This window comes from Marinimicrobium koreense, from assembly GCF_003762925.1.
Classification (GTDB): Bacteria; Pseudomonadota; Gammaproteobacteria; order Pseudomonadales; family Cellvibrionaceae; genus Marinimicrobium; species Marinimicrobium koreense.
This window is the reverse complement of record NZ_RJUK01000001.1, coordinates 2506591-2529651: the sequence shown is the minus strand read 5'-3', so window position 1 is coordinate 2529651 and position 23061 is coordinate 2506591. Positions and strand designations below refer to the sequence as shown.

Below are 23061 nucleotides of genomic sequence, written 5' to 3'. Positions count from 1 at the left end.
CTAGCGCTTGAGTTTCTTCGCTTTTTCGTCGTCAAACCACCAGGTGCTCAACCCAATGGCGTATTCGGGCCGCTTCTCCGGACGAGCGAACTGGTTCCAGTAGGCGATCCGGAAGTAGCTGGAGTGCCAGTGGGGAACCAAATAGAAATTCCAGCGCGCGACACGATCAAAGGCGTGGCCGTAGGCGAGCAGCCTATCGTCGTTCTGCTGGTTTTCTTCGATGCCCCGTATCAGGGCATCAATCACGGGGTCCTGGACTCCTGCCTGGTTATAGGTGGAGTCCACATAGTCCGAATGCCAGGTAATGCGCATATTCGGGTGAGGGTAGGGATTGGCCCGGTAGCCCTGGAAAATCATATCGTAATCCCGGGAACGCAATCGGTTCAGAAACTGGGTGCTGTCGACCTGGCGCAGGTTCATGGTAATGCCCAGGCGCTCAAGGTTGCGCTTGAACGGCAGACCGATTCTCTCGCCCGAAGAGGAGTAAATCAGCAGTTCAAATTCAAACGGCTTGCCGCTCTCCCCATGCACCATTTTGCCGTCTTTCAGCTCCCAGCCAGCATCCTTCAGTAGCGCCATGGCTTTGCGCAGCGCCGGACGAATATTGCCCGAGCCATCGGTCTGGTTGGGTACCCAGACCTTGCCGAACACCTCTTCCGGGAGCTGATCACGGAACGGCTCCAGAATGCTCATTTCCCGTTCGGAGGGCTCGCCCTCGGCCATGTAGGGCGTATTCTGAAAAAAGCTGTAAGTGCGTTGATACTGATCGTAAAACAGATTTTTGTTCATCCATTCGAAATCCAGCGCATAGTTGATCGCCTGGCGCACGCGCCGGTCGGCAAACAGCTCGCGCTGGATATTGAACACAAACCCCTGGGCGGGCTGAGGAATATCGTGTGCCAGCTCGTCTCGCTGAATATCGCCGCGGGTTACCGCTGCCACGTCGTAATCTTCAGCCCACTGCTTGGCCACATTTTCCTGACGGAAATCGTATTCACCCGCTTTGAAGGCCTCCAGGGCGACATTGGTGTCCCGGTAGTAGTCGTAGCGCATGGTTTTGAAGTTATTGAGACCCTTGCGGCTGGGCAGGTCGGCCGCCCAATAATCGTCTACCAGCTCATAGGTGACGCTCTGGCCCATTTTGTACTCGCTGATGCGATAGGGGCCGCTGCCCACCGGTGGCTTGTCCAGCGGCTCGGACAGATCCCGGTCCTGCCAGTAGTGAGCGGGAAATACCGGAAAATCCACGAGGTTCTGTATATCTTCCCGGCTGGGGGTCTCAAAATGAAACTTGACCCGGTGATCGTCCAGCACCTCCGCTTGAATCACATTTTTGTAGTGGTTGCTGACAAAGGGCACCCCCTGATCCATCAGTTTGTCAAACGTGAAGGCGACATCCTTGGCGGTAATCGGTTTACCGGCCTGATCCCGGGCTTCCGGATTGATATTGAAAATCACCCAGGCGTAGTTCTCGGGGTATTCCAGGCTTTCGGCGATCAGCGGGTAATAAACGCCAATCTCGTCGTCGCTGGCCGCCATCAGGGGGTCATACAGTTCGACCGAAGTTTCTGCATCGCCCCTTTGGGCGTAGCGATTGAAACTATCGTAAGTGCCGATCGCCGCCAGAACGATTTGTCCCCCTTTGGGGGCATCGGGATTGACGTAATCGAAGTGCTCGAAGTCGGGTCCGTATTTGGGCTCACCCCGGGCGGCGAAGGCGTGGCTTTTTATTATGGGCGTCGCGGCTGACTCGGCGGGTGATTCGGTCTCGGCCATGGCGGAAACGTTCAGTAGCAGCAGGGCGAATAGCGAGCCGTTCAGGGCGCGAAGGGTCTGGCGGTAGAAGCCCGGACGAAGTTGATCGAACATGGTAATCCTCATCATGATGAAGCCGGTAGCTCAGGCGGTTAGAACTCCGCACGTCGAATGGGTTCAAGGCTAAGGCAATTTAGCGCCAATTTCCATGGTTATGGGTGTAACAGGTCGGACACCCGCGCCCGCAGTGTCGGCACCACCTCCGCCTCAAACCACGGATTACGCCGCAACCACAGGTTGTTGCGCGGGCTGGGGTGGGGCATGGGCAGCTTATCGGGCCAGTAGTCCCGCCAGTTGGTCACCCGCTGGGTCAGGCTTTCGCGGCTCTTGCCCAGATGGTAGGCGTGGGCGTATTGGCCGATCACCAGGGTCAATTCCAGGTTGGGCAGTTGCGCCAGCAGGTGGTGGTGCCAGGTCTGGGCACATTCGGGCCTCGGCGGCAGGTCGCCGGAGCGGCCCTTGCCCGGGTAGCAGAAGCCCATCGGGATGATGGCCAGTTGGGTGGGGTCGTAAAAGGTTTCGCGGTCGATGCCCATCCAGTCCCGGAGCCGGTCGCCACTGGGGTCATTGAACGGCAGCCCGGTATCGTGCACCCGCCGTCCGGGCGCCTGAGCGGCTACCAGGATGCGGGCGTCCGGGTGAAACTGCAGGACCGGCCGGGGCCCCAGGGGGAGTGAGGGGGCACACAGGGTGCAGCGGCGAACGTCGTCCAGCAGTGGTTGCCAGTCGTCGTAGGATGTTGGCAAGCGAGTACCTCTCTCGGTGGTCTGGGCTCGGGAAATTGTAAAGCCTTTAGCGCGCCCCTGTCGTGCCGGATGATGGGTTGAGTTTTATGCCAGCCCCGATGGCCTGTGGACTTTTGTGCCCACTTGTTGAAATGTCGGTCACGGGTTGTACGAGATGTGTCCGGCTTCATATTTTTTTCCCGCCAAAAACACGAAGCTACCGTCGATCCCAACCCGTTTCGGCACCAGAGCCGTAAGGCTTTGTGGGATTGTTGTACCCGAAATCGTTATTTAATAATTGACTATAAGAGGGACTATCTATGCGGTACCAATCGTTGTTATTCGGTTCATTTACCCTGATGTTGTCCGCCAGTGTGATGGGGCATGGCGTGATGTCGGAACCGGCGTCACGCAACTGGACCTGTGGCGCTATCACCAAACCTGATACAGCTCCGGCGGGCAGTGCCTGTGCTGAAGCATTTGAAGGTGACTTCCAGGGCGGTTACCAGTTCATGAGTGTGCTCACTCACGATCTGGGTCGTAAAGGTGTGTCTCCGTTGCCGGACAATGTCTGTGGCTTCGACAGTGAGACCTGGCAGGGCGGCGCCACCCCGTGGGACAAGCCCATTGACTGGCCCACCAATGAAATCAGCCCCGGGCCTCTGACCATCACCTGGGACATTTCCTGGGGCCCGCACTTTGATGACACCGAAGAATTCGTCTACTACATCACCAAGCCGGATTTCCAGTATGAGGTGGGCAAGCCGCTGACCTGGGACGACTTTGAGAGTGAGCCTTTCTGTGACCTCACCGGCTATGACGACACAAACCCCGGCGCCACGCCGAACATTACACCGGAGAAGGGCAGCTCGCTGTTCCATACCGAGTGTGTGGTGCCGGAGCGTACCGGGCGGCATGTGATCTACGGGGAATGGGGGCGCAACTACTATACCTACGAGCGCTTCCACGGCTGTATTGACGTGCAGTTCGATGGTGACAACGGGGGCGATCCGCAACCGGATCCGGTCGTGGCTGATCTGACCGCTTCGCCGGCAAACAGCGTGTTTGCCGGTGCCGGCGAGATTCAGCTCAGCGCCTCTGGCTCATCCGGCAGCAACCTCAGCTATAACTGGAGCGTCGAAGCCAGCAACAGCGCTCTGTACTCCCTGAGCAGTACTTCGGACGCCAGCACGGTACTGACTCTGGCCGAGCCGCAGTCTGAGAGCGACGTGACCGTCCGGGTTCAGGTCAGCAATGCCGATGGTTCGGACACTGACGCCTTCAGCTTCAGTCACGTACCCTCCACCGGCACCAGTTGGGAAGATGTGGCACCGCTGACCAACGCGGCGCAAACGCTCAGTGCGGGCGACGAAGTGCAGTTGCGCCTGGTGACCAATGAGGGGACGGATGTTTACCTGCCGAGCACACCATTTGTGGTCGACAATGGTGACGCCGCCGTCTGGACCTATGAGCTCGCTCAGGCCGTCAATGGGGAGAACACCGATGTACGGGTTGGTGTGCTGAACGATGACGGTGACGTCGAGCCGACTCAGAGCGCCACGGAAAACCGTGTGTACGCGCAAGTGCCGTCCGCCTACAGCGGCGCCTTCCTGCAGGTGGACGAAGCGGATGATGGTGACGGTGGTGACAACGGAAACGGCGGCGCTACTTGCGAGTACGTTATCAATAGCGACTGGGGCTCCGGTTTCGTGGCCGGTATTGTGATTACCAATAACGGTTCCGAGACCATCAACGGTTGGGAAGTGTCCTGGGATTACAGCGGCAACACCCAGGTGACCAATGGTTGGAGTGCCGAACTGTCGGGGACGGGCCCGTACACGGCGAGCAATATGAGCTGGAATGCGAGTATTGCACCGGGAAGCTCTGTGGAATTTGGCTTCCAGGGTACCGGCAGTGCTGAAACCCCCGAGGTGACCGGCGACATCTGCGACTGATCACCGGGAGTGTGAGCAAAAAAAATCCGGGGGTGGTGTCACCCCCGGATTCTTTTTAGCGTCGTCAGATCAGCTCCGGCGGGATACCAGGCGAATCCCGGCTAGCGCCAGCAACATCAACAACAATCCGGAATTGGCACTGCCGCTGCTGCCGCGATCCGGTTCGGGAGATTCATTGTCCCCATCGGTATCGTCGTCATTGCCGCCGTCGGTGTCGTCATCGTCGCCGGTATCGGCCTGGGCAATCTGGAACACCGCGGTGGTCCGTGCGGGTACCGTAAAGGTACCGGTGTCGGCATCAAAGGTGGCGCCCTTAACGGTTTCATCGTTGGACGCCTGCTGCAGCGGATGCAGTTCCCACCCTGCTTCGGTCCAGTCTTCGGAGCTCAACGTCTGAGCGTCCACATGGGCATTGAAAAATACCATCACCGCATCCCGTTCCGGGTCGAGGTCTTCACTGCCATCGGCAATGTGCATGGCGACCAGTGCCGGTTTCTGCTCGGTACCGGTGTTGTGGAAACTCACCTGTTCGTTAATCGCAGCGCCGGTTTCCAGGCGGAACAGTTTTGAACTGTGACGGATGGCCAGCATTTCTTTGAAGTGCGCCAGGCTGCTCAGGATATGCGCCTCGTCCACCGCCAGAGTCTCATCCGCCAGCCGGGGCTGAATCGTATCCCAGCTCGCTTCGGTGGAGTGGGCCGGCGGCAGGCCACGGCCCCAGCCGTTCTGCTGATAGCTGTAATCCAGCAGATTGAACCAGTCGCCGGAATCGTAGCTGTCACGATCCATGGACTTGGAACGCATCAGCTCCTGGCCTGCTTGCACGAACGGAACGCCCTGAGCGAGCAACGCCAGGCTGGTACCCATGTTGTGCACCCGTACCCGATCTTCCGGAGTACGATCCAGCGGGATCTTGTACTGGTTGATGTCGAACAGGGTTTCGTTGTCGTGCTTCTCGATATAATTGATTGACTCCTGCGGGTCCAGCGTGTAGCCCACGGCGGCGCCGTAATCACCGGTCACCTCGTTCCCCTGCCAATCGATAAACGCAAAGTCTTTGAGGCTACCGGCCAGACCAATGCGGATGCGGTCGGTACTGGTCAGCAACCACTCCAGCTCGTCGGCGCTACCGTCATTCTCGGCATTGGGGTCGTAATACAGACCATTGATGAAACTCTGGTTGATGACATGATTGACGTCGCTGTCAAACGGGCTTCCGCCGCGTACCGCGTCGCGGAAGCGATCGTTGAACGTGCCCACACCAGTGCCGGCCATATTGATCTGGGTGGCCTGTTCAAAGCGGGCATTGTCGGCCACTTCACCGAAGTTCCAGCCTTCGCCATACAGGTAAATATGCTCACCATTAACACCGTGATCTTCCTCGGTCAGTGTGGCCAACTGCTCCTTTACCTTGAGAATATTGGCTTTGCTGTGATGGCCCATGAGGTCAAAGCGGAAGCTGTCGACCTTATACAGCTCGGCCCAGGTCATCAGTGAGTCCACCATGAACTTTTCCATCATGGCGTGCTCGGAGGCGGTGTTTTCACAGCAGGTGCTGCGCTCGATATTGCCGCTGCTGTTCAGGCGGTGGTAATAACCGGGTACCACTTTATCCAGAACGGATTTGTCCCCCAGGCCGGATTGGCTGGTGTGGTTGTAGACCACATCGACCACCACTCGCAGTCCGGCTTCATTCAGTGCCTGTACCATTTCGCGGAATTCGAGAATGCGGGCCACGCCATCCGGGTCGGTGGCGTAACTGCCTTCCGGGGTGTTGAAGTGGTGCGGGTCGTAACACCAGTTAAAGGCATCGCTGCCGCGAATCGCATTGACCGCCGCCTGCTGCTCGGTGCTGTCCGGGGCGTACTGGGACAGGTCGTCTTGAAGTGTTAGCTGGTCGGCCGGATCTTCCGGAATGGTGGCACAGTCGTTGACGGGAAGCAGGTGGACGTGACTTAGGCCGACTTCCTGCAGGGACTTCAGGTGGGTCATGCCCAGGCTGTCCGAGACGGTAAAGGCCTTGAACTTGCCGCGATAGGCTTCCGGTACTTCACTGTCGCTGACACTGAAGTCGCGTACATGCACTTCGTACACCACCATGTCTTCGGGTGCGGTGAAGGTCGGCTTCGCCAGGTTATCCCAGCCCTCGGGCTTGAGGTCGTCATCATCCAGGTTGACCAGCTGGCTGCGCTGGCCGTTGGTGCTCGCGCTCAGGGTGTAAGGGTCGGTCACGCGGTTGGTTTCAATGTTTCCGGTCTGCGGGACGTACACTTCCACGTCGAACTGATAGTACTGCCGATCCCAGTTCGCATCGCCGGTGATACTCCACACGCCGGTCTCTGCGTTGAACGTCATGGGGAGCTCGGTGGGCGCGGTATCCGTGTGGCTGTCGGGGTAAAGAAGGAAAGTGACGTTCTGTGCGGTCGGAGCCCACAGATGCACACTGGGGACATCACCGTCATACACCGGGCCCAGGTCGCCGTCATAGGTGTACAGGTCATCCAGCACGCCCGGAATCTGCACGCCGGTGGCATCGACCAGGCTGCCGTCCTCGTTGCTGGCCGACACGGCGATCTGCCCTTTCAGAATGTCACCAATCTGTTCGAGGTCCGCCTCGGCAATGGTGAACACGGGGTAGTTGGCCAGGTGGGGGAATTTTTCGGCCAGCGCATCACTCATGTCATTGGCATCGTGGGTCAGCGTGATGGCTTCGCCGCCAGAAATGCCCTCGGGGCTGCTGGTCATGTCCGCCTGAGGATCGAAGTGCAGTTGTACATTGGCGTCCGGTGTGACCGCGAAGGCAATGGTGTTCTCGTTCAGCCAGTACGCTTTGGATTGGCTCAGATCGCCAGCGGAAATCACATCGCCCACGTACACACTATTGTCCAGGCTGTTGTAGGTGAAGGTGACTTCTTCGCCGTCCGCTTCAACGGTAAAAGGCACATTGCCACCGTCTACACCGTAGCTCACGTCCCAGGTTTCGTTCAGGGCGATTTTTGCCTCGTAGTTTCCGGGGGGAATATCAGTGGTGGTGTATTGGTAGATGCCGGTGTTGTTGATGTCCTGAACCCAGGCAATCATGCAGTCCGGCGCCCAATTGCTTTCGCAGCCCAACGCTTGTTGGAAGTCGCCGACCGCGGCCGCGATGACGTCATTGACACTATCGGCGACCCAATGGCTCTCGTGGCTGTAGTAAAAACGGACGTCCTGCTCTTCTGGCACGCCCAGCGGAATGTTGTCACCGCCGGAGGTGGCATTCGCACCGTAGTTTTCATCCCAACCGCCATTGATGGCTGCCTTGTATTCGTAATCCCCGGCCGGAAGCGTGAAGCTGCCGCGCCAGATACCATCCGCGTCTTCGTCAAGGGCGGCATCGGTACAGTCCGGTTGCCACTCGCCCGGGCAGCCCATCGCGGGGTTGAGATTACCCGGGATGCTGACACTTGAGGGGTCTGAGGTATGGTCGGCTTGAGCGCCGATCGCCAGAGCGATCATGGGTAGGGCGCGTGCGCTATGCATTAGCCACCGGGGCATTGCCCGGTCGTTGCGGGTGTTATCGTTCATTATTGTATCTCCAAGCTTACTGGTTACTGTTATGTTTATTGGTACCCGACCGGACAGGATCGACAGCACGAACGGCCGGGTAAAAAAAAGGCGCAGTAGACTGCGCCAAAGTTTCCCAACACAAAGCAATGAGAGAGTAGGGTAAAACCGTAAGGTTTCAAAAAGCGGCCCAAGAGTGATCCTGGGCTGGCAAGGAAGGAGAGTTCCCAAACCATGAATTCATCGTAGAACGGGGCGACGGACTGCTCAATAGCCTGCATACGTATGCAGTTCGTCGGACCGTAATGAATACGTATGCATTTTCTGCGCGGCGGGGATTTCGAGTTATCCTTCGGGTGCCTTGAACCGGCGTTACCGCATTTGGTTCTAAAAATGGCCCATTGCCATAATTCCTTTTGATAAATATCAGGTCGCTTATGAAAGTATTTTTACCGCTCTGGTGCTTTGTAATGCTACTGACCGGGTGCGTGTCCGCCGCGCCCGAGCACCGGCTGATTGATGACGATCTTTCGTTCGGGACGCTTCATCGTTATGAAGCCTTTCCGTCCGACCAGGTTCCCGCACGCACGGTCGATGTCTGGCTGCCGCCAGGGTATGACCCGCAAACGAACCGACGTTATCCGGTCATCTACGCGCAGGACGGTCAGAACCTGTTTCGAGCAGAGGAATCTTACGGCGGTGAGGAATGGGGGCTGGATGAAACCCTGGCGCGTCTGGCGGATGAGTCTGATATCGCGCTTCCGATTGTAGTGGCCATCTGGAACACGCCGGAGCGATTTGCCGAATACATGCCTGAACAAGCGCAGACTCAAAGCGCGGTGTCCATGGGCATACACGGTGTTCCGGATGTGGCGCAGTCAGCGTTGCGGGCCGATGCTTATCTGCGCTTCCTCGTCGAGGAAGTGAAACCGTTTATCGACCGGCACTACGCTACCAAAACGGACCTCAAGCATACCGTCATCATGGGCTCCAGCATGGGGGGCTTGCTGTCGGCCTATGCCGTTGCGGAGCATCCGGACGTTTTTGGCGCCGCTGCCTGTCTGTCGAGCCATTGGCCCGCCGGCGATGGTGCCTTGATCCGGTATCTTGAAACCCATCTGCCGGAGCCGGGCGTTCACCGTTGGTACTTCGATCATGGCACTGAAACGCTGGATGCGGCCTACGAACCCTATCAGCGGGACATGGACCGTATCATGGTGGCCAAAGGTTATCGGCGCGGTGCGCACTGGCAGAGCCTTCGCTTTGACGGCGCGCCTCACAGTGAAGCGGCGTGGCGCGCCCGGCTGGGTATTCCGCTGCGGTTTCTGTTGGATATTGACTAGCGTTCAAGTTCCAGCACGACAGATGATAGTGGCTCCAGGTGGAGCGCGGTGCCCGCGCCTTGCTCGTCCACCGTCAGGGTCGCTTTGCGATCTGGATTGAGCCGATCCCGAAGCGGGTACTGCCCCGGCACTAACTGCCACTCCGCGATCAGTTCGCGCGGGAGCCTCAAGGCCACCTCGGTTGCTGCCTGGTCGCCGAAGTGACTGACAAGCAGCCACCGTTGTGGGCCCGACCAACGGGCCCAGGTGTAAAGCTCGGCAGTGTAGCTATTGCTGTGCTCACGCTGGTAGTCGTGCAGGTCCATGATCTCACCACCGGCGGCGGGCTCCTCCCGTGCCAGGCGTAACACGCGCTGATAAAACTCGCGCAGCGCGGCCTCTTGCTCGCTGAGCTGGCCACCGTCAAAGGCGCCGTCGTTCATCCAGCGTTGGTGGGCGGGCACGCCCCAGTAGTCGAAAATGGTGGTCCGGCTGGCTTTGCCGAAACCGGCATCTTCATCGGCGTCTTCGCCCACTTCCTGTCCGAAATAGATCATCGCCGGGCCCCGTCCCCAGAGCGCGGAGACCACCATGGCCGGCTTGCCTTTTTGTGCGTCGCCCGCAAATTCCGGGTGGGCAATGCGTTGCTCATCGTGGTTCTCGAGGAACAGCAGCATGTGCTGATCGATGTCCGCGAGCGCGTCGCGCACCGGAGGCAGGGTATCGGTACCGGCTTCGCCGCGCATGATGGGCTTCAGAGTATCGTAGATATCCACCTTGGCGTAGAGGTAGTCCATCTTCCCCAGGTGAATGTAATCGCGGTAGGCGTCCGGATTGTAAATTTCCGCGAGCAGAAAGGCGTCGGGGTATTTCACTTTGATGGAGGCGTTCAGAAAGCTCCAGAATTCCACCGGTACCATTTCCGCCATGTCGTAACGGAAACCATCAACGCCCTTGTCTAGCCAGTAATGGGCAATGTCGCGCATCTTGTACCAGGAGTCCGGCAGGTCCTGCTCTTGCCAATAAGCGTGATGAGCCTGGATTGACCGTTCGGCATAGTCGTCCGGCAGACGCGGGAAGTCGTTGGTACCGTCGGGTCTTACCCCGTAATTGATTTTTACGGTTTCATACCAGTCGTTGAAATCCGGCTGGGCGGCGCGGGCGCCGTTGCCGGTCCACTTGGCCGGATTCTCCCCGAACTCGCCGTCGGCAAGCGGGTGAACATCGCCGCCCAATGGCTGGTAACCGCCCTCGGGCTCGGGGACTCTGAAGCGCTCGCCGACCACATAGTAGAACTGGTTGTCACGGGCATAGGTGACAGAGTCATCATCCCGGGCACCGAGGTTATCGACGCCCTCGGGGCGGCTGATGGAATCGTAATCCCTGGCCACGTGGTTGGGAACAATGTCGATAATGACCTTCAGGCCGTTGTCGTGAGTGCGCTCGATCAGCGCTTCGAACTCCGCCAGGCGCTGCGCCGGGTTGTCGGCCAGATCCGGATTGACGTTGTAGTAATCCTTGACCGCATACGGTGAGCCGGCGCGGCCTTTGACCACGTCCGGGTCATCCAGGGAAATGCCGTAATCGGTATAGTCGTTGATCACGGCATGGTGGGGCACGCCGGTGTACCAGATATGGGTCGCCCCCAGTGCATTTAACTCCCGAAGCGCGGTGTCGGTTATATCAGCGAATTTGCCGACGCCGTTTTCCTCGAGGGTGCCCCAGGGTTTGTTGGTGGTCTCGGTGTTCCCGAACAGCCGGGTGAACATCTGATAGACCACGGGTTTGCCGGCATGGGTTTTCGGGCTGTCCGTACTGTCGATCGGTTTGGGCGACTGGGCGCATCCGGCCAGTGAGGCCAGAAGCGCCGTGGCGATCCAGGATTTTTTCATGGCATGGCTTCCGTCAGTGCAGTTCCAGAATTAGCGCGCTCATCGGCTCGAGTGTCAGATCGTTATCCAGGGACAGGGTTTCGCCGCTCAGGGCATCGGTACCCGAAAGGTGACCATTGATGGCCTGTGCGTAACGCTCGTTGGAGAGTTGACGGGTTTCCCCAGTGTGATTGATCGCCACCAGAATGCGCTGCTCCTCGGTGTAGCGGACAAACACATAAACGCCATCGTGAGGGGCATAGTGCAGAAGGTCACCGTGGTGAATAGCTTCCTGTTCCTGCCGCCAGTTGAGTAACTGACGAAGGTATTCCTGTGCAGAGCGTTGGGTATCCGTCAGACCTTCGCCGGTGAACCCGTTGCGCGTATCTCCGGCCCAACCGCCGGGAAAGTCACTGCGCACGGCGCCGTCGTCCCGGGTCTTCGGGCTGGTGGCGAGAACTTCCGAGCCGTAAAAGAATTGAGGGGTCCCGCGCATGGTGGCCAGCAAGGTCATGGCGATATTGAACCGTTCGACGTCCTCATCAATCAGGCTGTACAGTCGGCTGGTATCGTGGTTTTCGGCAAAAATGACCAGACTCATCGGGTCCGCGTAGAGGTTGTCATCCGCCAGGGTTTCGTAGACGCGAATCAAACCCTGATTCCAGGCTTCGTCTTCCGTCAGTGCGGTGCGCAGGGCGTCGTACATGGGGAAATCCATTACGCTGGGAAGATAGGACACATAACCGTCTTTATTGTCTTTGCCGCGCTGCCAATAGGACACCACATTGGGATTGGTGCTCCACTCCTCCCCGACAATATTGAACGTGGGGTATTCCGCCATAATGCGGCGGGTCCACTCGGTCAGGAAATCCTTGTCGGAGTAGGAATAGGTATCGGTACGGATGCCGTAGAGATCGGCGTACTCGATCCACCAGAGGCTGTTCTGAATCAGGTAATTGGCGACCAGTGGGTTGCGCTGGTTCAGGTCCGGCATGGATTTCACAAACCAGCCGTTGGCAAATTCCTGTTTATCGATGTCGGCCGCATAAGGGTCCTGAACGCTGGTCCGGTAATGGGTCGTGGGGACGAATTCGTCCTGAAAGTTCAACCAGTCGTCGGTGGGCAGATCGTCCATCCACCAGTGGCCGGATCCGATGTGGTTGAGAATCATATCCTGAATCAGCCCGACGCCTTTGGCTTTGCCTTGCAGGCTGAGCTGTCGATAGTCCTCATTGTCACCAAAGCGCGGATCTACCCGATAGAAGTCGGTGATGGAGTAACCGTGGTAGGAATACTCGGGTTGATCATTTTCCAGCATGGGGGTTGGCCAGATGGCGGTAAAACCCATGTCCGCGATGTAATCCAGGTGCTGGATCATCCCGGCCAGGTCGCCGCCGTGACGGCCGACGCTGCTGTCCCGGTTCGCGGCTTCTTTGAGCTCCGGAAGGGTGTCATTGCTCGAGTCGCCGTTGGCAAAACGATCCGGGGTGATCAGATAAATGGCATCGGTGGTGTTGAAGCCGTTGCGGTCGGCGGAGTCTTTCCGGCGGGTGTGGAACGCATAGTCATGCTGGAAGTTTTCGCCGTTTTCATGGGCAAACTGCAGGGTGACAGTCCCGCCCTGAAAGGTGCTGCGAACGTCAAGATCGACAAACAAATAATTTTCACTCTCGACGCGGTGCACATCGGTCACCGCAACCTGAGGATGCTCCAGGCTTACAGACCACTGGGCAATCCGGTCGCCGTGAATCATCAGCTGTACGTGGGGGTTGTGCATGCCCGCCCACCAGAACGGCGGCTCTACGCGGTCAATGGGATCGGCTAGCGCGGCGGGTATTCCAAGGAGCAGGGTGAGGAATAATGTCAGGCGTATCATGATGAGGTATCCACTACTTGAGAGAGGCAATAAAGTCGTTGTGGGAGGGCATCTGGGCGACGGTTTTGTCGACTATCCGCTGCCAGGAGTTCATAAACTCGCGCAGTTGATGATCTTCAAGGTTATCCACGAGTGGGTGATAGTCCTGTGGCGTAATGCCCTGGCCGATCATGACCTGCTCCCAGGCGGTTTCACTGAACAGCTCGTCCTGTTCGCGAAACACCCGTCCCGAGCCGGCAAACAGGTCAATGCGCCGAAGCAGTGATTCCGGCTTGGGCGCTTCACGGCACATGCGCCAGAACGGGCTGTCGGTTTTGCTGTTCAGGTGATAGTGCAAGATGATGAAGTCACGGATTTTTTCGAACTCGATCTGTGACTGCCGGTTGTATTCTTCAATATCGCTCGGCTGTATGCCGTTGCGGGGGAACAGTTTGATCAGGCGGGTCAGCCCCTGTTGAACCAGGTGCAGACTGGTGGATTCCAGAGGCTCGAGAAAGCCGCTGGACAGGCCCAGGGACACGACGTTCTGGCACCACTGCTGAACCCGGCGTCCGGTTTTGAAACGGATGGGGCGAGGGTCCGCCAGGGCGGGGGTGTCCAGGTTGGACAACAGGGTATGCGTCGCCTCGTCGTCACTCAGGTGGCGGTGGCTGTAGACCAGGCCGTTACCCGTGCGATGCTGAAGCGGGATTCGCCATTGCCAGCCGCCCTCGTGGGCGATGGCCCGGGTATACGGCGTGATGGTTTCCGCTGCCTCGCTGGGAACCGCAAGAGCGCGATCACAGGGCAACCAGTGGCTCCAGTCCTCGAAGTCGACGTCCAGCGCTTCACCGATCAGCAGTGCACGAAAACCCGAGCAGTCGATAAACAGATCCGCTTCCAGGCGTTCACCGGATTCGAGCTGAACGGCGGCGATATCGCCGGACTCGGAATCCTTGTCGACCGTCTGAATTTTGCCGTCAATGCGCTTGACGCCGAGCTTTTCGCTGTAGGCGCGCAACATCTGTGCGTACAGGCCGGCATCAAGGTGATACGCGTGGGTAAGCCCCGGAAACTGAGTGCCGGGAATGGTTTCCATGGGAGCAAAGCGGTTATGCCGAGCGGCCTGCTCGTTGAGCGAGTAACGCCAGAAGTCTTCGGCCACACCGGCCTGTCGGGCTTTCAGCCAATAGTGATGGAAACCGGCAATGCCGAGGTTACGCCCGATTTCACCGAAGGCGTGCATATAGCTATCGCCCGGTTGGCTCCAGTTCTCAAACTGAATGCCGAGCTTGATGGTGCCCATGGTCTGCTTCAGGAAGTCGGCTTCCTTTATACCCAATACGTCATTGAAGGTTCTTATGGGGGGAATCGTGGCTTCGCCAACACCCACGGTGCCGATTTCGCTCGATTCCACCAATTGAATCTGTATCTGTTTGCTGAAAAACCGGGCCAGCACCGCGGCTGCCATCCAGCCAGATGAGCCCCCGCCCACAATCAGTACGTTTTTTATGGAATGATTCACGTCTTTATCTCCAGCCAAAAAAAAGCCCCTGCTACAGCTCTTCACTATAGCAGGGGCTCTCCTTCATGCCCTGATTAGAACTGGTAGTTCACACCGAGCAGGTAGTTAGCACCGAAGGTCTGGTAAGACGTGATCCGGCGCGGATCCTCGTCTGCCGCCGCTACGGTTTCTTCGTCTGTCAGGTTCTGCGCTTGCAGGGTGACGCTTAGGCCGTCGAGTGAGTCGAAACCACCGGCACCGAAGTCATAACCGATCTGCGCGTCCCACAGCTCGGAGCCCTGGTCCGTGGTCGGAGTCAGCGCCAGGCTGAGACCGCGGGTTTCGGTCAGGAACTCGTCACGCTTGCGACCACTGACGCGGAACTCGAAGCCGTTCTTCTCGTAGTAAACGGTCAGCTGATAGGACTCCTCGGACAGACCGGGAATTTCCTGCTGCTCACCGTCATACTCGATGGAGCCGTCGAGGAAGGTCGCGGCGGCAATGAGGCCGAAGCCGTCCAGCGTTTCGCTGAAGGTGTAGAACGGCAAGCTGCCATGCAACTCGATACCTTCCACCTTGCCTTTACCCAGTTCGGCGATAGAAGTGGTCGGACCCTGGAAAGACTGGAAGTTGTCCACACCCGCATCGTGATAGCCTTCGATGAAGTAGGGCTCGAAGTCGGTGATCACGTCCTGGCTGATGTGCCAGTTGAGCAGATCCTTGTAGAACCAGGAAGCCGCGACATAACCGTCGTTGGTGAAGTAGTACTCATAGGACAGGTCAGTCTGAACCGCTTCGAGCGGACGCAGGTTCGGGTTACCACCGGAGCCACTCCAGGCGCTGAATTCGGGATCGGCGCTTTCGCGACGGCCGTTATCAAAGCTGAAGTTGATGGTGTTGTTTGCGCGCATGTCGTCCATACGGGCCCGCGACAGGGTCTTGGCAGTCGCAAAGCGAACGATCTGGTTGTCCGTCATCTGGAAGTTCATGTTCAGACTCGGGAGAATCTTCAGGTAGTCATCACCGCCGCTGACCGGGGTGGCGACTACGCTGACCAGACCGGTGTCGTCGTCTTCACGAGCGACACTGGCGAAACCATTGGAGCTCTGGTCGGTGTCGATGATCTGAACGCCGAAGTTACCGGAGAGAATGCCGGTTTCGAAGTCGGTCTTGGCGTAAGCGGTAAGCACTTCTTCAGTGACCGAGTAGGTATCGCCCAGACGAGCGGTTTCAAATTCAGTCGCGTCGATCTCGGTGTACACACCGTCGCGGTACATGCCCACGCCGTCGTAGGCCACCATGCCGCCCAGGCCCAGGAAACTCAGGTTGGTCGTGCCGACATAGTAAGGCTCTAGTGCTGCGTCGGTGAATGACAGAGCGGTCTGATCTTCACGCGCTTCATCGGCGTCAAAGCCCGGAGCAACCAGGAAGGCACCGTAGTTGACCTTGCTCTTGGTACGGTCGGAGTAGTTCAGGCCCAGCTCAACGCTCTGGAAGAAGTCACCGTTGATTGCTGCCGTGGTGGACAGGCGCAGAGTGTCCAGCTCTTCTTCAAACTTCGGATAGTTGACGAAGCCGTCCTGAGCATTGTCTTTGCCTCCCATGCGCTGGGCAATGGCGCCGCCCCAAGGCTGCGGACCAGCGAGACGGATCGCAGCCGGATCGGTGTAGTCAGGCATGTCGATGGTGGGGTGCTCACTGAACATGACACCTTCGGGAGAGACCTGCTGCCAGGCGCGAGCCGCCGGATCACCCTGCTGGGTGGTGCCGGCGCGACCGGTGCCGGAGTAGCTTTCGATGTTGATCAGGTCTTTGGTGGATTCGCTGGTGGCGAAGTCCAGTTCGGCAGACCAGGTGTCGTTAATCTGGTATTCAGCATTGAAGCCGAAGGTGTAAAGCTCGCCTTCTTTGTCTTCACCGTCGTTGCGGATCACGCTGTGGAAACCGTCGAACTGACCGTTCATGACCAGGCCGTCTTCAACGTCACCGGCGGTGTAGTTCGCGCCACCCCATACCGGGCCACCCTCTTCAAAGCCACGGAAGACTTTGGATTCCAGGAAGTCGATGAACAGCGCATCAACAGTAACGCTCAGATCTTCGTTGGGTTCCCACTGGAAGACGCTGGAAACGGTGTCGCGCTCCATGGTGGCAGAGCGAACGTAGGAGTCGTGACCGCCGAAGATGAAGCCCTGATCGATTTCGGGGTAACCCCAGATGCGAACGTTCTCTTCCTGGCTGGGTGATTCCATGGAGGCCAGGGTTACTGCAAAGCCCATGGTGTCGTCAGCAAAGGTGTCCGAGTAGGTGAAGGCCAGGCGATGACCGGTGTCATCGTAGTCCGGGTTGGCGGATTCCATGCCGTTGACTTCGTAGTTGCCGTTAAAGCTGATGATGCGATCGTTTTCCAGCGGGCGCAGAGTGCGCAGATCGACCACGCCACCCAGGCCCTGGTTTACCAGATCAGCCTGCATGGTTTTGTAGACAACGGCGTCGGAAATGATTTCGGAAGGGTACAGATCGTACTCAACGCCACGGTTGTCACCGATGCCGAGTAGCTCACGACCATTCATGGTGGTCGCGACGTAGTCTTCGTTGAAACCGCGAACGGAGATACCGCTGGTGCGGCCGTTGACCCGCTCACCGGCCAGGCCGGGCAGACGTGCCAGTGACTCGGCGATACTGGTATCGGGTAGCTTACCGATATCTTCGGCGGAGACCACTTCCACGATGGAAGAGGAGTTCTCTTTGATGGCGATGGCGTTCATGAGGCTGCGGCGAATACCGGTTACCACCACTTCCTCGAGCATGCCGGCTTCTTGATCTTGGGCATAGGCGGGAGCAACGGTCATTCCTGCGGCGAGGCAGCCAATCACGGAAGGCAGAATGAGCTTCTTGGTGTTCATCATCTAACAATCCCCTTTCATAGGTTATTATGGTTGAGCAGTGATAAAACGTTGGTGCCGGTCGCTGATCATTGTCAGCTTGGGCGTTTCCAGTTCCAGCGATGTTCCGCTAATTTCCTGCTGAAACTCAGGCTATCCCATCGGGTATAGGCGGGCAATTCATTGCATACGTATTCAAACCCGGAATTTGGCCACTAGCCAATTGAATACGTATGCAGAGTGAATCCATTTCGGGAAGAAGTGTTGGCATGGGGGCTGTGGTCCGGTCCATAAAAAACGCCGACTATCCAGAAATAGCCGGCGCTGGGTGCACTGTAAAACCGTTAATCGAGTTTTCCGCCTGACAGGCTAGCTATTCCGTTGGAAGAACCCCGCGCCATAGGCCGGTAAAATGACCTTTTGGCCCTCAATCCGCGCTCCACTGAAGCCATGCCCCTCAAGTTCCGCGCCGACAGATAAATCGCCCAAGTCCAGAGTGGTCTCCCGATCAGTAAAGTTCATCGCTACCAGAAGCGATTGATCATCATGGTAACGGGTAAACAGCATCTGGCCTTCCGGCGCGTCCAGAAATGCAATGTCGCCCAAGCGCAGCGCTGGCTGGTCCTTGCGCCACTGAATAAAGGTGCGGTAGGCGTTGAGCACCGATTCCGGGACATCGTCCTGCACGTCCACCGCCCGGGCTTTATGTTCATCCGGGATGGGGAGCCAGGTTGTCTCAGCGGCGGAAAAACCGGCCTGGTGTTGGTCGTGCCTCCAGGGCATGGGAGTGCGGCAACCATCGCGCCCTTTGAAGCGTGGCCAGAAAGTGATGCCGTAAGGGTCCTGCAGTTCGTGCTGCTGAATATCGGCTTCGGTCAGGCCGAGTTCCTCGCCCTGATAGCTGCAGGCGCTGCCGCGCAGGGAGAGCATCATGGCGTTGAACAGTTTGGCCAGCGCATCGGGCTTCTCGGTGCCACCCCAACGAGTCATTACTCGGCGCACGTCGTGGTTACCAATGGACCAGCACGGCCAACCTCCACCCAGTCGAGATTCCAGGGTTTCCACGGTTTCCCGGATGTACTGAGTGCTGAATTTCTCCACCAGCAGCTCAAAGCTGTAGGTGGTGTGCAGTCGTTTGTCGCCCTTGGTATATTCGGCCATGGTGGCGAGAGAGTCTTCGGAGGAAATCTCCCCCAGGGTGACCGAACCCGGGTAGCGGTCCATAAGGGAGCGCACTGACTCCAGAAACTGCAGGTTTTCCGGACGATCGTTGTTGTACCAGTGATACTGAAAGGCGTAGGGGTTGTCCTCGGAAAAGCCGCGGCCTTTGCGCTCCTCTTTGGGCTTGGCCGGGTTGTCACGCAGCTGCTGATCGTGGAAGCAGAAAGTGATCGCATCCAGGCGCAGCCCGTCAACGCCCTTTTTCAGCCAGAACTCGATCTCATCGAGAATCTCCGCCTGCACTTCCGGGTTGTGGAAGTTCAGGTCGGGCTGACTTTTCAGGAAGTTGTGCAGATAGTACTGCTCGCGGCGCGGCTCCCACTCCCAGGCGCAGCCGCCAAAGATGGACAGCCAGTTATTCGGCGGCGTGCCATCTTCGCGTGGGTCGGCCCAGACATACCAGTCGGCTTTCGGGTTGTTCCGGCATTGGCGGCTCTCTTCAAACCAGGCGTGCTGGTCTGAGGTATGGCTTAACACTTGATCGATGATGATCTTGATGCCTTTGGCGTGGGCCTGCTCAATCAGCCGATCAAAATCATCCAGATTGCCGAATATAGGATCGATGTCCCGGTAGTCGCTGATATCGTAGCCAAAATCTTTCATGGGCGACTTGAAGAAAGGGGATACCCAGATGGCGTCCACCCCGAGGCTGGCAATGTAATCCAGCTTTTCGATGATGCCCGGAATGTCACCAATGCCGTCGGCATTGCTGTCCATCAGGCTGCGGGGGTACACCTGGTAAATGACGGCACCACGCCACCATGGGTTAGTTTGCATGGGTTACCTCCGCGGAAAGTTCACGCCGGCCCGGTCGGTAGGAGCCGTTTGCAAAAGTCAGTAAAAAGTTCATAGCGAGAAGCCCTGACACATTATTGTGTTCGTTATGTGGGCGGGATCGTCGAATGCCCGGCCTTTTTCAGTGTTGAGTCAATATACGTTAGCGCTGGAATCGTCAGCAATACGCTACATACGTATGCATTGTGTGGGTGGCCGAAAAAGCGCTCAAAAAATCGGCAAATTGGGATGAATACGTATGCAGCCTATTGCCGCGTCGGGTCTGCTTCCTTAATTTGAACGGCTGGCTTTCCATGGGTGTGAACATGCTAAGCTAAAAGGCACCCGATAACAGATAACAAGTGATTGACATGAATCAAAAACCGCAACTTACCTTTTGGCAGATCTGGAACATGAGTTTCGGATTTTTGGGCATTCAGTTTGGTTTCGCCCTGCAGAATGCCAATGTCAGCCGTATTTTTCAGACTCTCGGTGCCCCCATCGACGATCTGGCCTTTCTTTGGCTGGCGGCGCCGGTAACCGGCCTGCTGGTGCAGCCAATCATCGGGTACATGAGTGATAAAACCTGGAACCGGTTGGGCCGCCGCCGTCCCTATTTTCTGTTCGGTGCCATTTTCGCGAGTCTCGCTCTGCTGTACATGCCGCATTCCCCAACGTTGTGGGTCGCCGCCGGTATGCTCTGGATCCTCGATGCCTCCATCAATATTTCCATGGAACCCTTCCGGGCCTTTGTCGGTGATATGTTGCCGGACAAGCAGCGCACCAAAGGCTTTGCCATGCAGAGCTTTTTTATTGGTATCGGCGCTGTGGTGGCTTCCTTTCTGCCCTGGATCATGACCAACTGGTTAGGCATCAGCAATACTGCCGAGCCCGGCATCATTCCGGATTCGGTCATCTATTCGTTCTGGATCGGTGGTGCCATCCTGTTGCTGGCGGTGCTCTGGACCGTGTTCAAAACCCGTGAATACAGCCCGGAAGAGCTGGCGGCGTTTGAGGAATTCAAAGCGCAGCAAAAGCAGGCCGCACCGGTAGAGGTTGAAACCCGCTCTGCCGTCTCCTACGGCGCCTGGGGGGTGGCTTTTGTGGTGGCTGGCACTGTGGTGGCCATTGCGGTGTACGCTTTCGGTTTACAGAAAGAGGTGATTGTACTGGCCGGGCTTCTGGGCGGCGTTGGCATACTGCAACTGGTAGCCGGTTATATGCTCTCCCGGGGAAAAACCGGGAATGGTGTCTATCAGGTCGCGCACGACCTGTTTCATATGCCCAGGACCATGGCCCAGCTGGCGGTGGTTCAGTTCTTTTCCTGGTTTGCCCTGTTTTCCATGTGGATCTACGCCACCAGCGCGGTGACCAGCTACCACTATGAGACGCTCGACACCTCCTCCAAGCTGTATAACGACGGCGCCGACTGGGTGGGAGTTCTGTTCGGTGCCTATAACGGTTTTGCGGCACTGGCGGCGATCGTTATTCCGCTGCTGGCGAGAAAGTTGGGTCGCAAGGGGGCGCATATCGTGAACCTGTGCTTGGGCGCGGCGGGCCTGATTTCATTCGTGATCATCCGCGATCCGGTCTGGCTGCTGGTGTCCATGATAGGGGTCGGGTTTGCTTGGGCGTCCATCCTGTCCATGCCCTACGCGATTCTCTCCTGCTCACTGCCGGCCCATAAAATGGGCGTCTATATGGGGATCTTCAATTTCTTTATTGTCATCCCGCAGATCATTGCCGGCAGCCTGCTGGGGCTGATATTGAACAAGCTGTTCGGCGGCGAGGCCATCTGGGTGCTCGTGGCCGGTGGCGTTTCGTTTCTGGTGGCCGCCGCCGCTACCCTGATTGTGAATGATGAAGGAGTCGACGCATGACGCGCGCACTGACAACCCGTTTGAGTATTCTCGCCACCTCGGTGGCACTGGCCGCCTGTGCCTCTACCTCCACCGAAGAGCGGCCGCATTACTACGGCACGCAGGAAGCCTTTGCCGAGGAAGCCATCTATTTTCTGCTGACCGACCGCTTTGTGGATGGCGACCCGGCCAACAACCACGAAGATCAGGGTGGCGAGTTTCCAACCTTTGATGTGCCCATGCCGGGTCCCGATGGCAAAGAGGCCAACGTCGGTTATCTGGGCGGGGACTTCAAAGGCATCCTCGATAACGCGGAGTACCTGAAGTCGCTGGGTGTCACCGCGCTGTGGATCTCCCCGATTGTCGATAACCCCAATCAGGCCTTTAACGGCGGTGATCCAGTGGGCTTTGCCCAACCGGGAGACGGCGGGAAAACCGGTTTCCACGGCTACTGGGGCACCAACTTTTACAAAGTGGATGAGCACTGGGAGTCCGAAGGCCTGAGCTTTGCCGACCTGACCCGTCGCCTGCGGGAAGAGCATGACATGAAAGTGGTGCTCGATATTGTGGCCAATCACAGCTCGCCGGCTTATTCCATGGAAGAAGATCAGCCGATGTTCGGCGAGGTCTACGGCCCCAATGGTGAGTTGATTGCCGACCACGAAAACCTGGAGCCGGAACAGCTCAATCCCAACAACCCGCTACATGCGTTTTACGAGCGGGAAAAAGATCTGGCACAGTTGGGTAAGTTCGATGCGGACAACCCGGCGGTCATGGAGTATGTGGTCGGAGCCTACCTGCAATGGATTGACCAGGGCGCGGCGGCCTTCCGTATCGATACACTGCGGCACAAACCCCATGAATTCTGGAAGGAGTTTGCCGACCGGATTCGCGAGGAACACCCGGACTTTTTCATGTTTGGCGAAAGCTTCGTGTTCGACGCCGAGTTTTTGGGCGAGCACACCCAGCCGGAGAACGGTGGCCTGAGCCTGTTGGACTTCCCGGCCCAGGAAACCCTGACCAAGGTCTTTGAAAACCCCGAGAGTGATTACTCGGACATTCTCAGCTACCTGCATCTGGAAGACAGCCCGTACCACAACCCCTACGAGCTGGTCTCTTTCTACGAAAATCACGATATCCGGCGTATGGACGGGGACACCAAGGCGTACATCAATGCCAATAACTGGCTGTTTACCTCTCGCGGTATTCCCTCCATTTACTACGGCTCGGAAATTGGTTTTATGCCCGGTACCAAGGAGCATGAGGGTAACCGCAACTACTTTGGCGAAGCGGGAATCGACCAGGCAAAGCAGCATCCGATTGCGGAGAATCTGAGTCACATCGCCCATATCCGTCAGGAATCCGTGGCGCTGCAGAAAGGTCTGCAGGCCAACCTGGATTTCGACGGTGACACTGCCTCCTTCCTGCGTGTGTATCAGGATGAACATCAGGCGCAGACCGCGCTGGTGCTTCTGAACAAGGGTGACGAGGCCGCCAGCATCAGTGTCGATCGCTGGTTGAACGAGGGGGAGTGGCGCGATGCGGATACCGGTGAGCGGTTCGACGTCCGCGATCAGCTTACCCTGGGTGTGCCAGGGAATGGTGTGCGGGTGTTGCTGTTTGATGGCGAGGTGAATAACGCCCAGTTGGCTGAGCGTCTGGTGGAGTTGCAGGCGTTTTAGTTGAGCTGGGCGGGGAGTGTCGGATTACGCCTCTGCGAGGCTAATCCGACCTA

The 23061-nt window shown here is 57.7% G+C and carries 12 protein-coding genes; 4 read left to right on the top strand and 8 right to left on the bottom strand.

What is annotated here, in order from left to right; genetic code table 11:
* Together EDC38_RS11005 and EDC38_RS11000 are read right to left on the bottom strand one after the other, a co-directional pair.
* On the bottom strand, positions 1-1869 hold the full coding sequence (locus EDC38_RS11005; protein ID WP_246004389.1) for an extracellular solute-binding protein: 1869 nt from the start codon (positions 1867-1869) through the stop codon (positions 1-3).
* 98 nt (positions 1870-1967) lie between these two features.
* Complete coding sequence (locus EDC38_RS11000) at positions 1968-2561, bottom strand: uracil-DNA glycosylase family protein (protein ID WP_246004388.1); 594 nt, start codon at positions 2559-2561, stop codon at positions 1968-1970.
* A 299-nt stretch (positions 2562-2860) separates the two neighbouring features.
* Here EDC38_RS11000 and EDC38_RS10995 point away from each other — a divergent pair, with 299 nt between their 5' ends.
* Entirely contained in the window at positions 2861-4495 is a 1635-nt protein-coding gene (locus EDC38_RS10995) for a lytic polysaccharide monooxygenase (protein WP_123638550.1), read from the top strand.
* A gap of 69 nt (positions 4496-4564) precedes the next feature.
* Here the strand turns inward: EDC38_RS10995 and pulA are convergent, their stop codons facing one another.
* Positions 4565-8059: a pullulanase-type alpha-1,6-glucosidase gene (pulA, locus tag EDC38_RS10990; protein ID WP_246004387.1), complete on the bottom strand. Its 3495-nt coding sequence runs from the start codon at positions 8057-8059 to the stop codon at positions 4565-4567.
* A 416-nt stretch (positions 8060-8475) separates the two neighbouring features.
* On the opposite strand from pulA, the gene EDC38_RS10985 reads away from it, so the two are divergent.
* Positions 8476-9381, top strand: a complete 906-nt coding sequence (locus tag EDC38_RS10985) for an alpha/beta hydrolase (RefSeq protein ID WP_123638549.1) — start codon at positions 8476-8478, stop codon at positions 9379-9381.
* On the opposite strand, the gene EDC38_RS10980 is transcribed toward EDC38_RS10985, so the two are convergent.
* The 5 genes from EDC38_RS10980 to EDC38_RS10960 form a co-directional block, all read right to left on the bottom strand.
* Positions 9378-11252, bottom strand: coding sequence for an alpha-amylase family protein (locus EDC38_RS10980; RefSeq protein ID WP_123638548.1), 1875 nt, complete (start codon positions 11250-11252; stop codon positions 9378-9380). The two genes, EDC38_RS10985 and EDC38_RS10980, sit on opposite strands and share 4 nt — an antisense overlap.
* Before the next feature lie 13 nt (positions 11253-11265).
* Positions 11266-13107, bottom strand: a complete 1842-nt coding sequence (locus EDC38_RS10975) for a glycoside hydrolase family 13 protein (RefSeq protein ID WP_123638547.1) — start codon at positions 13105-13107, stop codon at positions 11266-11268.
* Positions 13108-13120: 13 nt separating this feature from the next.
* Complete coding sequence (locus EDC38_RS10970; RefSeq protein ID WP_123638546.1) at positions 13121-14611, bottom strand: tryptophan halogenase family protein; 1491 nt, start codon at positions 14609-14611, stop codon at positions 13121-13123.
* Positions 14612-14685: 74 nt separating this feature from the next.
* Complete coding sequence (locus EDC38_RS10965) at positions 14686-17496, bottom strand: TonB-dependent receptor (protein WP_123638545.1); 2811 nt, start codon at positions 17494-17496, stop codon at positions 14686-14688.
* 345 nt (positions 17497-17841) lie between these two features.
* Positions 17842-19470 (bottom strand): alpha-glucosidase family protein, encoded by a 1629-nt coding sequence (locus EDC38_RS10960; protein WP_123638544.1) that lies wholly within the window; start codon positions 19468-19470, stop codon positions 17842-17844.
* A gap of 368 nt (positions 19471-19838) precedes the next feature.
* On the opposite strand from EDC38_RS10960, the gene EDC38_RS10955 reads away from it, so the two are divergent.
* Together EDC38_RS10955 and EDC38_RS10950 are read left to right on the top strand one after the other, a co-directional pair.
* Positions 19839-21347, top strand: coding sequence for an MFS transporter (locus EDC38_RS10955; RefSeq protein ID WP_246004385.1), 1509 nt, complete (start codon positions 19839-19841; stop codon positions 21345-21347).
* Positions 21344-23008, top strand: a complete 1665-nt coding sequence (locus tag EDC38_RS10950; protein ID WP_123638543.1) for an alpha-amylase family glycosyl hydrolase — start codon at positions 21344-21346, stop codon at positions 23006-23008. The genes EDC38_RS10955 and EDC38_RS10950 overlap by 4 nt, the downstream gene beginning before the upstream one ends.
* The last annotated feature ends 53 nt before the right edge of the window (positions 23009-23061 follow it).

Excerpts from the sequence above, each read along its gene's own strand:
- EDC38_RS10955 (WP_246004385.1), top strand. The coding sequence starts at position 19,839 with ATGAATCAAAAACCGCAACTTACCTTTTGGCAGATCTGGAACATGAGT.
- pulA (WP_246004387.1), bottom strand. The coding sequence starts at position 8,059 with ATGAACGATAACACCCGCAACGACCGGGCAATGCCCCGGTGGCTAATG.
- EDC38_RS10960 (WP_123638544.1), bottom strand. The coding sequence starts at position 19,470 with ATGCAAACTAACCCATGGTGGCGTGGTGCCGTCATTTACCAGGTGTAC.
- EDC38_RS10985 (WP_123638549.1), top strand. The coding sequence starts at position 8,476 with ATGAAAGTATTTTTACCGCTCTGGTGCTTTGTAATGCTACTGACCGGG.
- EDC38_RS11005 (WP_246004389.1), bottom strand. The coding sequence starts at position 1,869 with ATGTTCGATCAACTTCGTCCGGGCTTCTACCGCCAGACCCTTCGCGCC.
- EDC38_RS10980 (WP_123638548.1), bottom strand. The coding sequence starts at position 11,252 with ATGAAAAAATCCTGGATCGCCACGGCGCTTCTGGCCTCACTGGCCGGA.
- EDC38_RS10950 (WP_123638543.1), top strand. The coding sequence starts at position 21,344 with ATGACGCGCGCACTGACAACCCGTTTGAGTATTCTCGCCACCTCGGTG.
- EDC38_RS10995 (WP_123638550.1), top strand. The coding sequence starts at position 2,861 with ATGCGGTACCAATCGTTGTTATTCGGTTCATTTACCCTGATGTTGTCC.
- EDC38_RS10965 (WP_123638545.1), bottom strand. The coding sequence starts at position 17,496 with ATGATGAACACCAAGAAGCTCATTCTGCCTTCCGTGATTGGCTGCCTC.
- EDC38_RS10975 (WP_123638547.1), bottom strand. The coding sequence starts at position 13,107 with ATGATACGCCTGACATTATTCCTCACCCTGCTCCTTGGAATACCCGCC.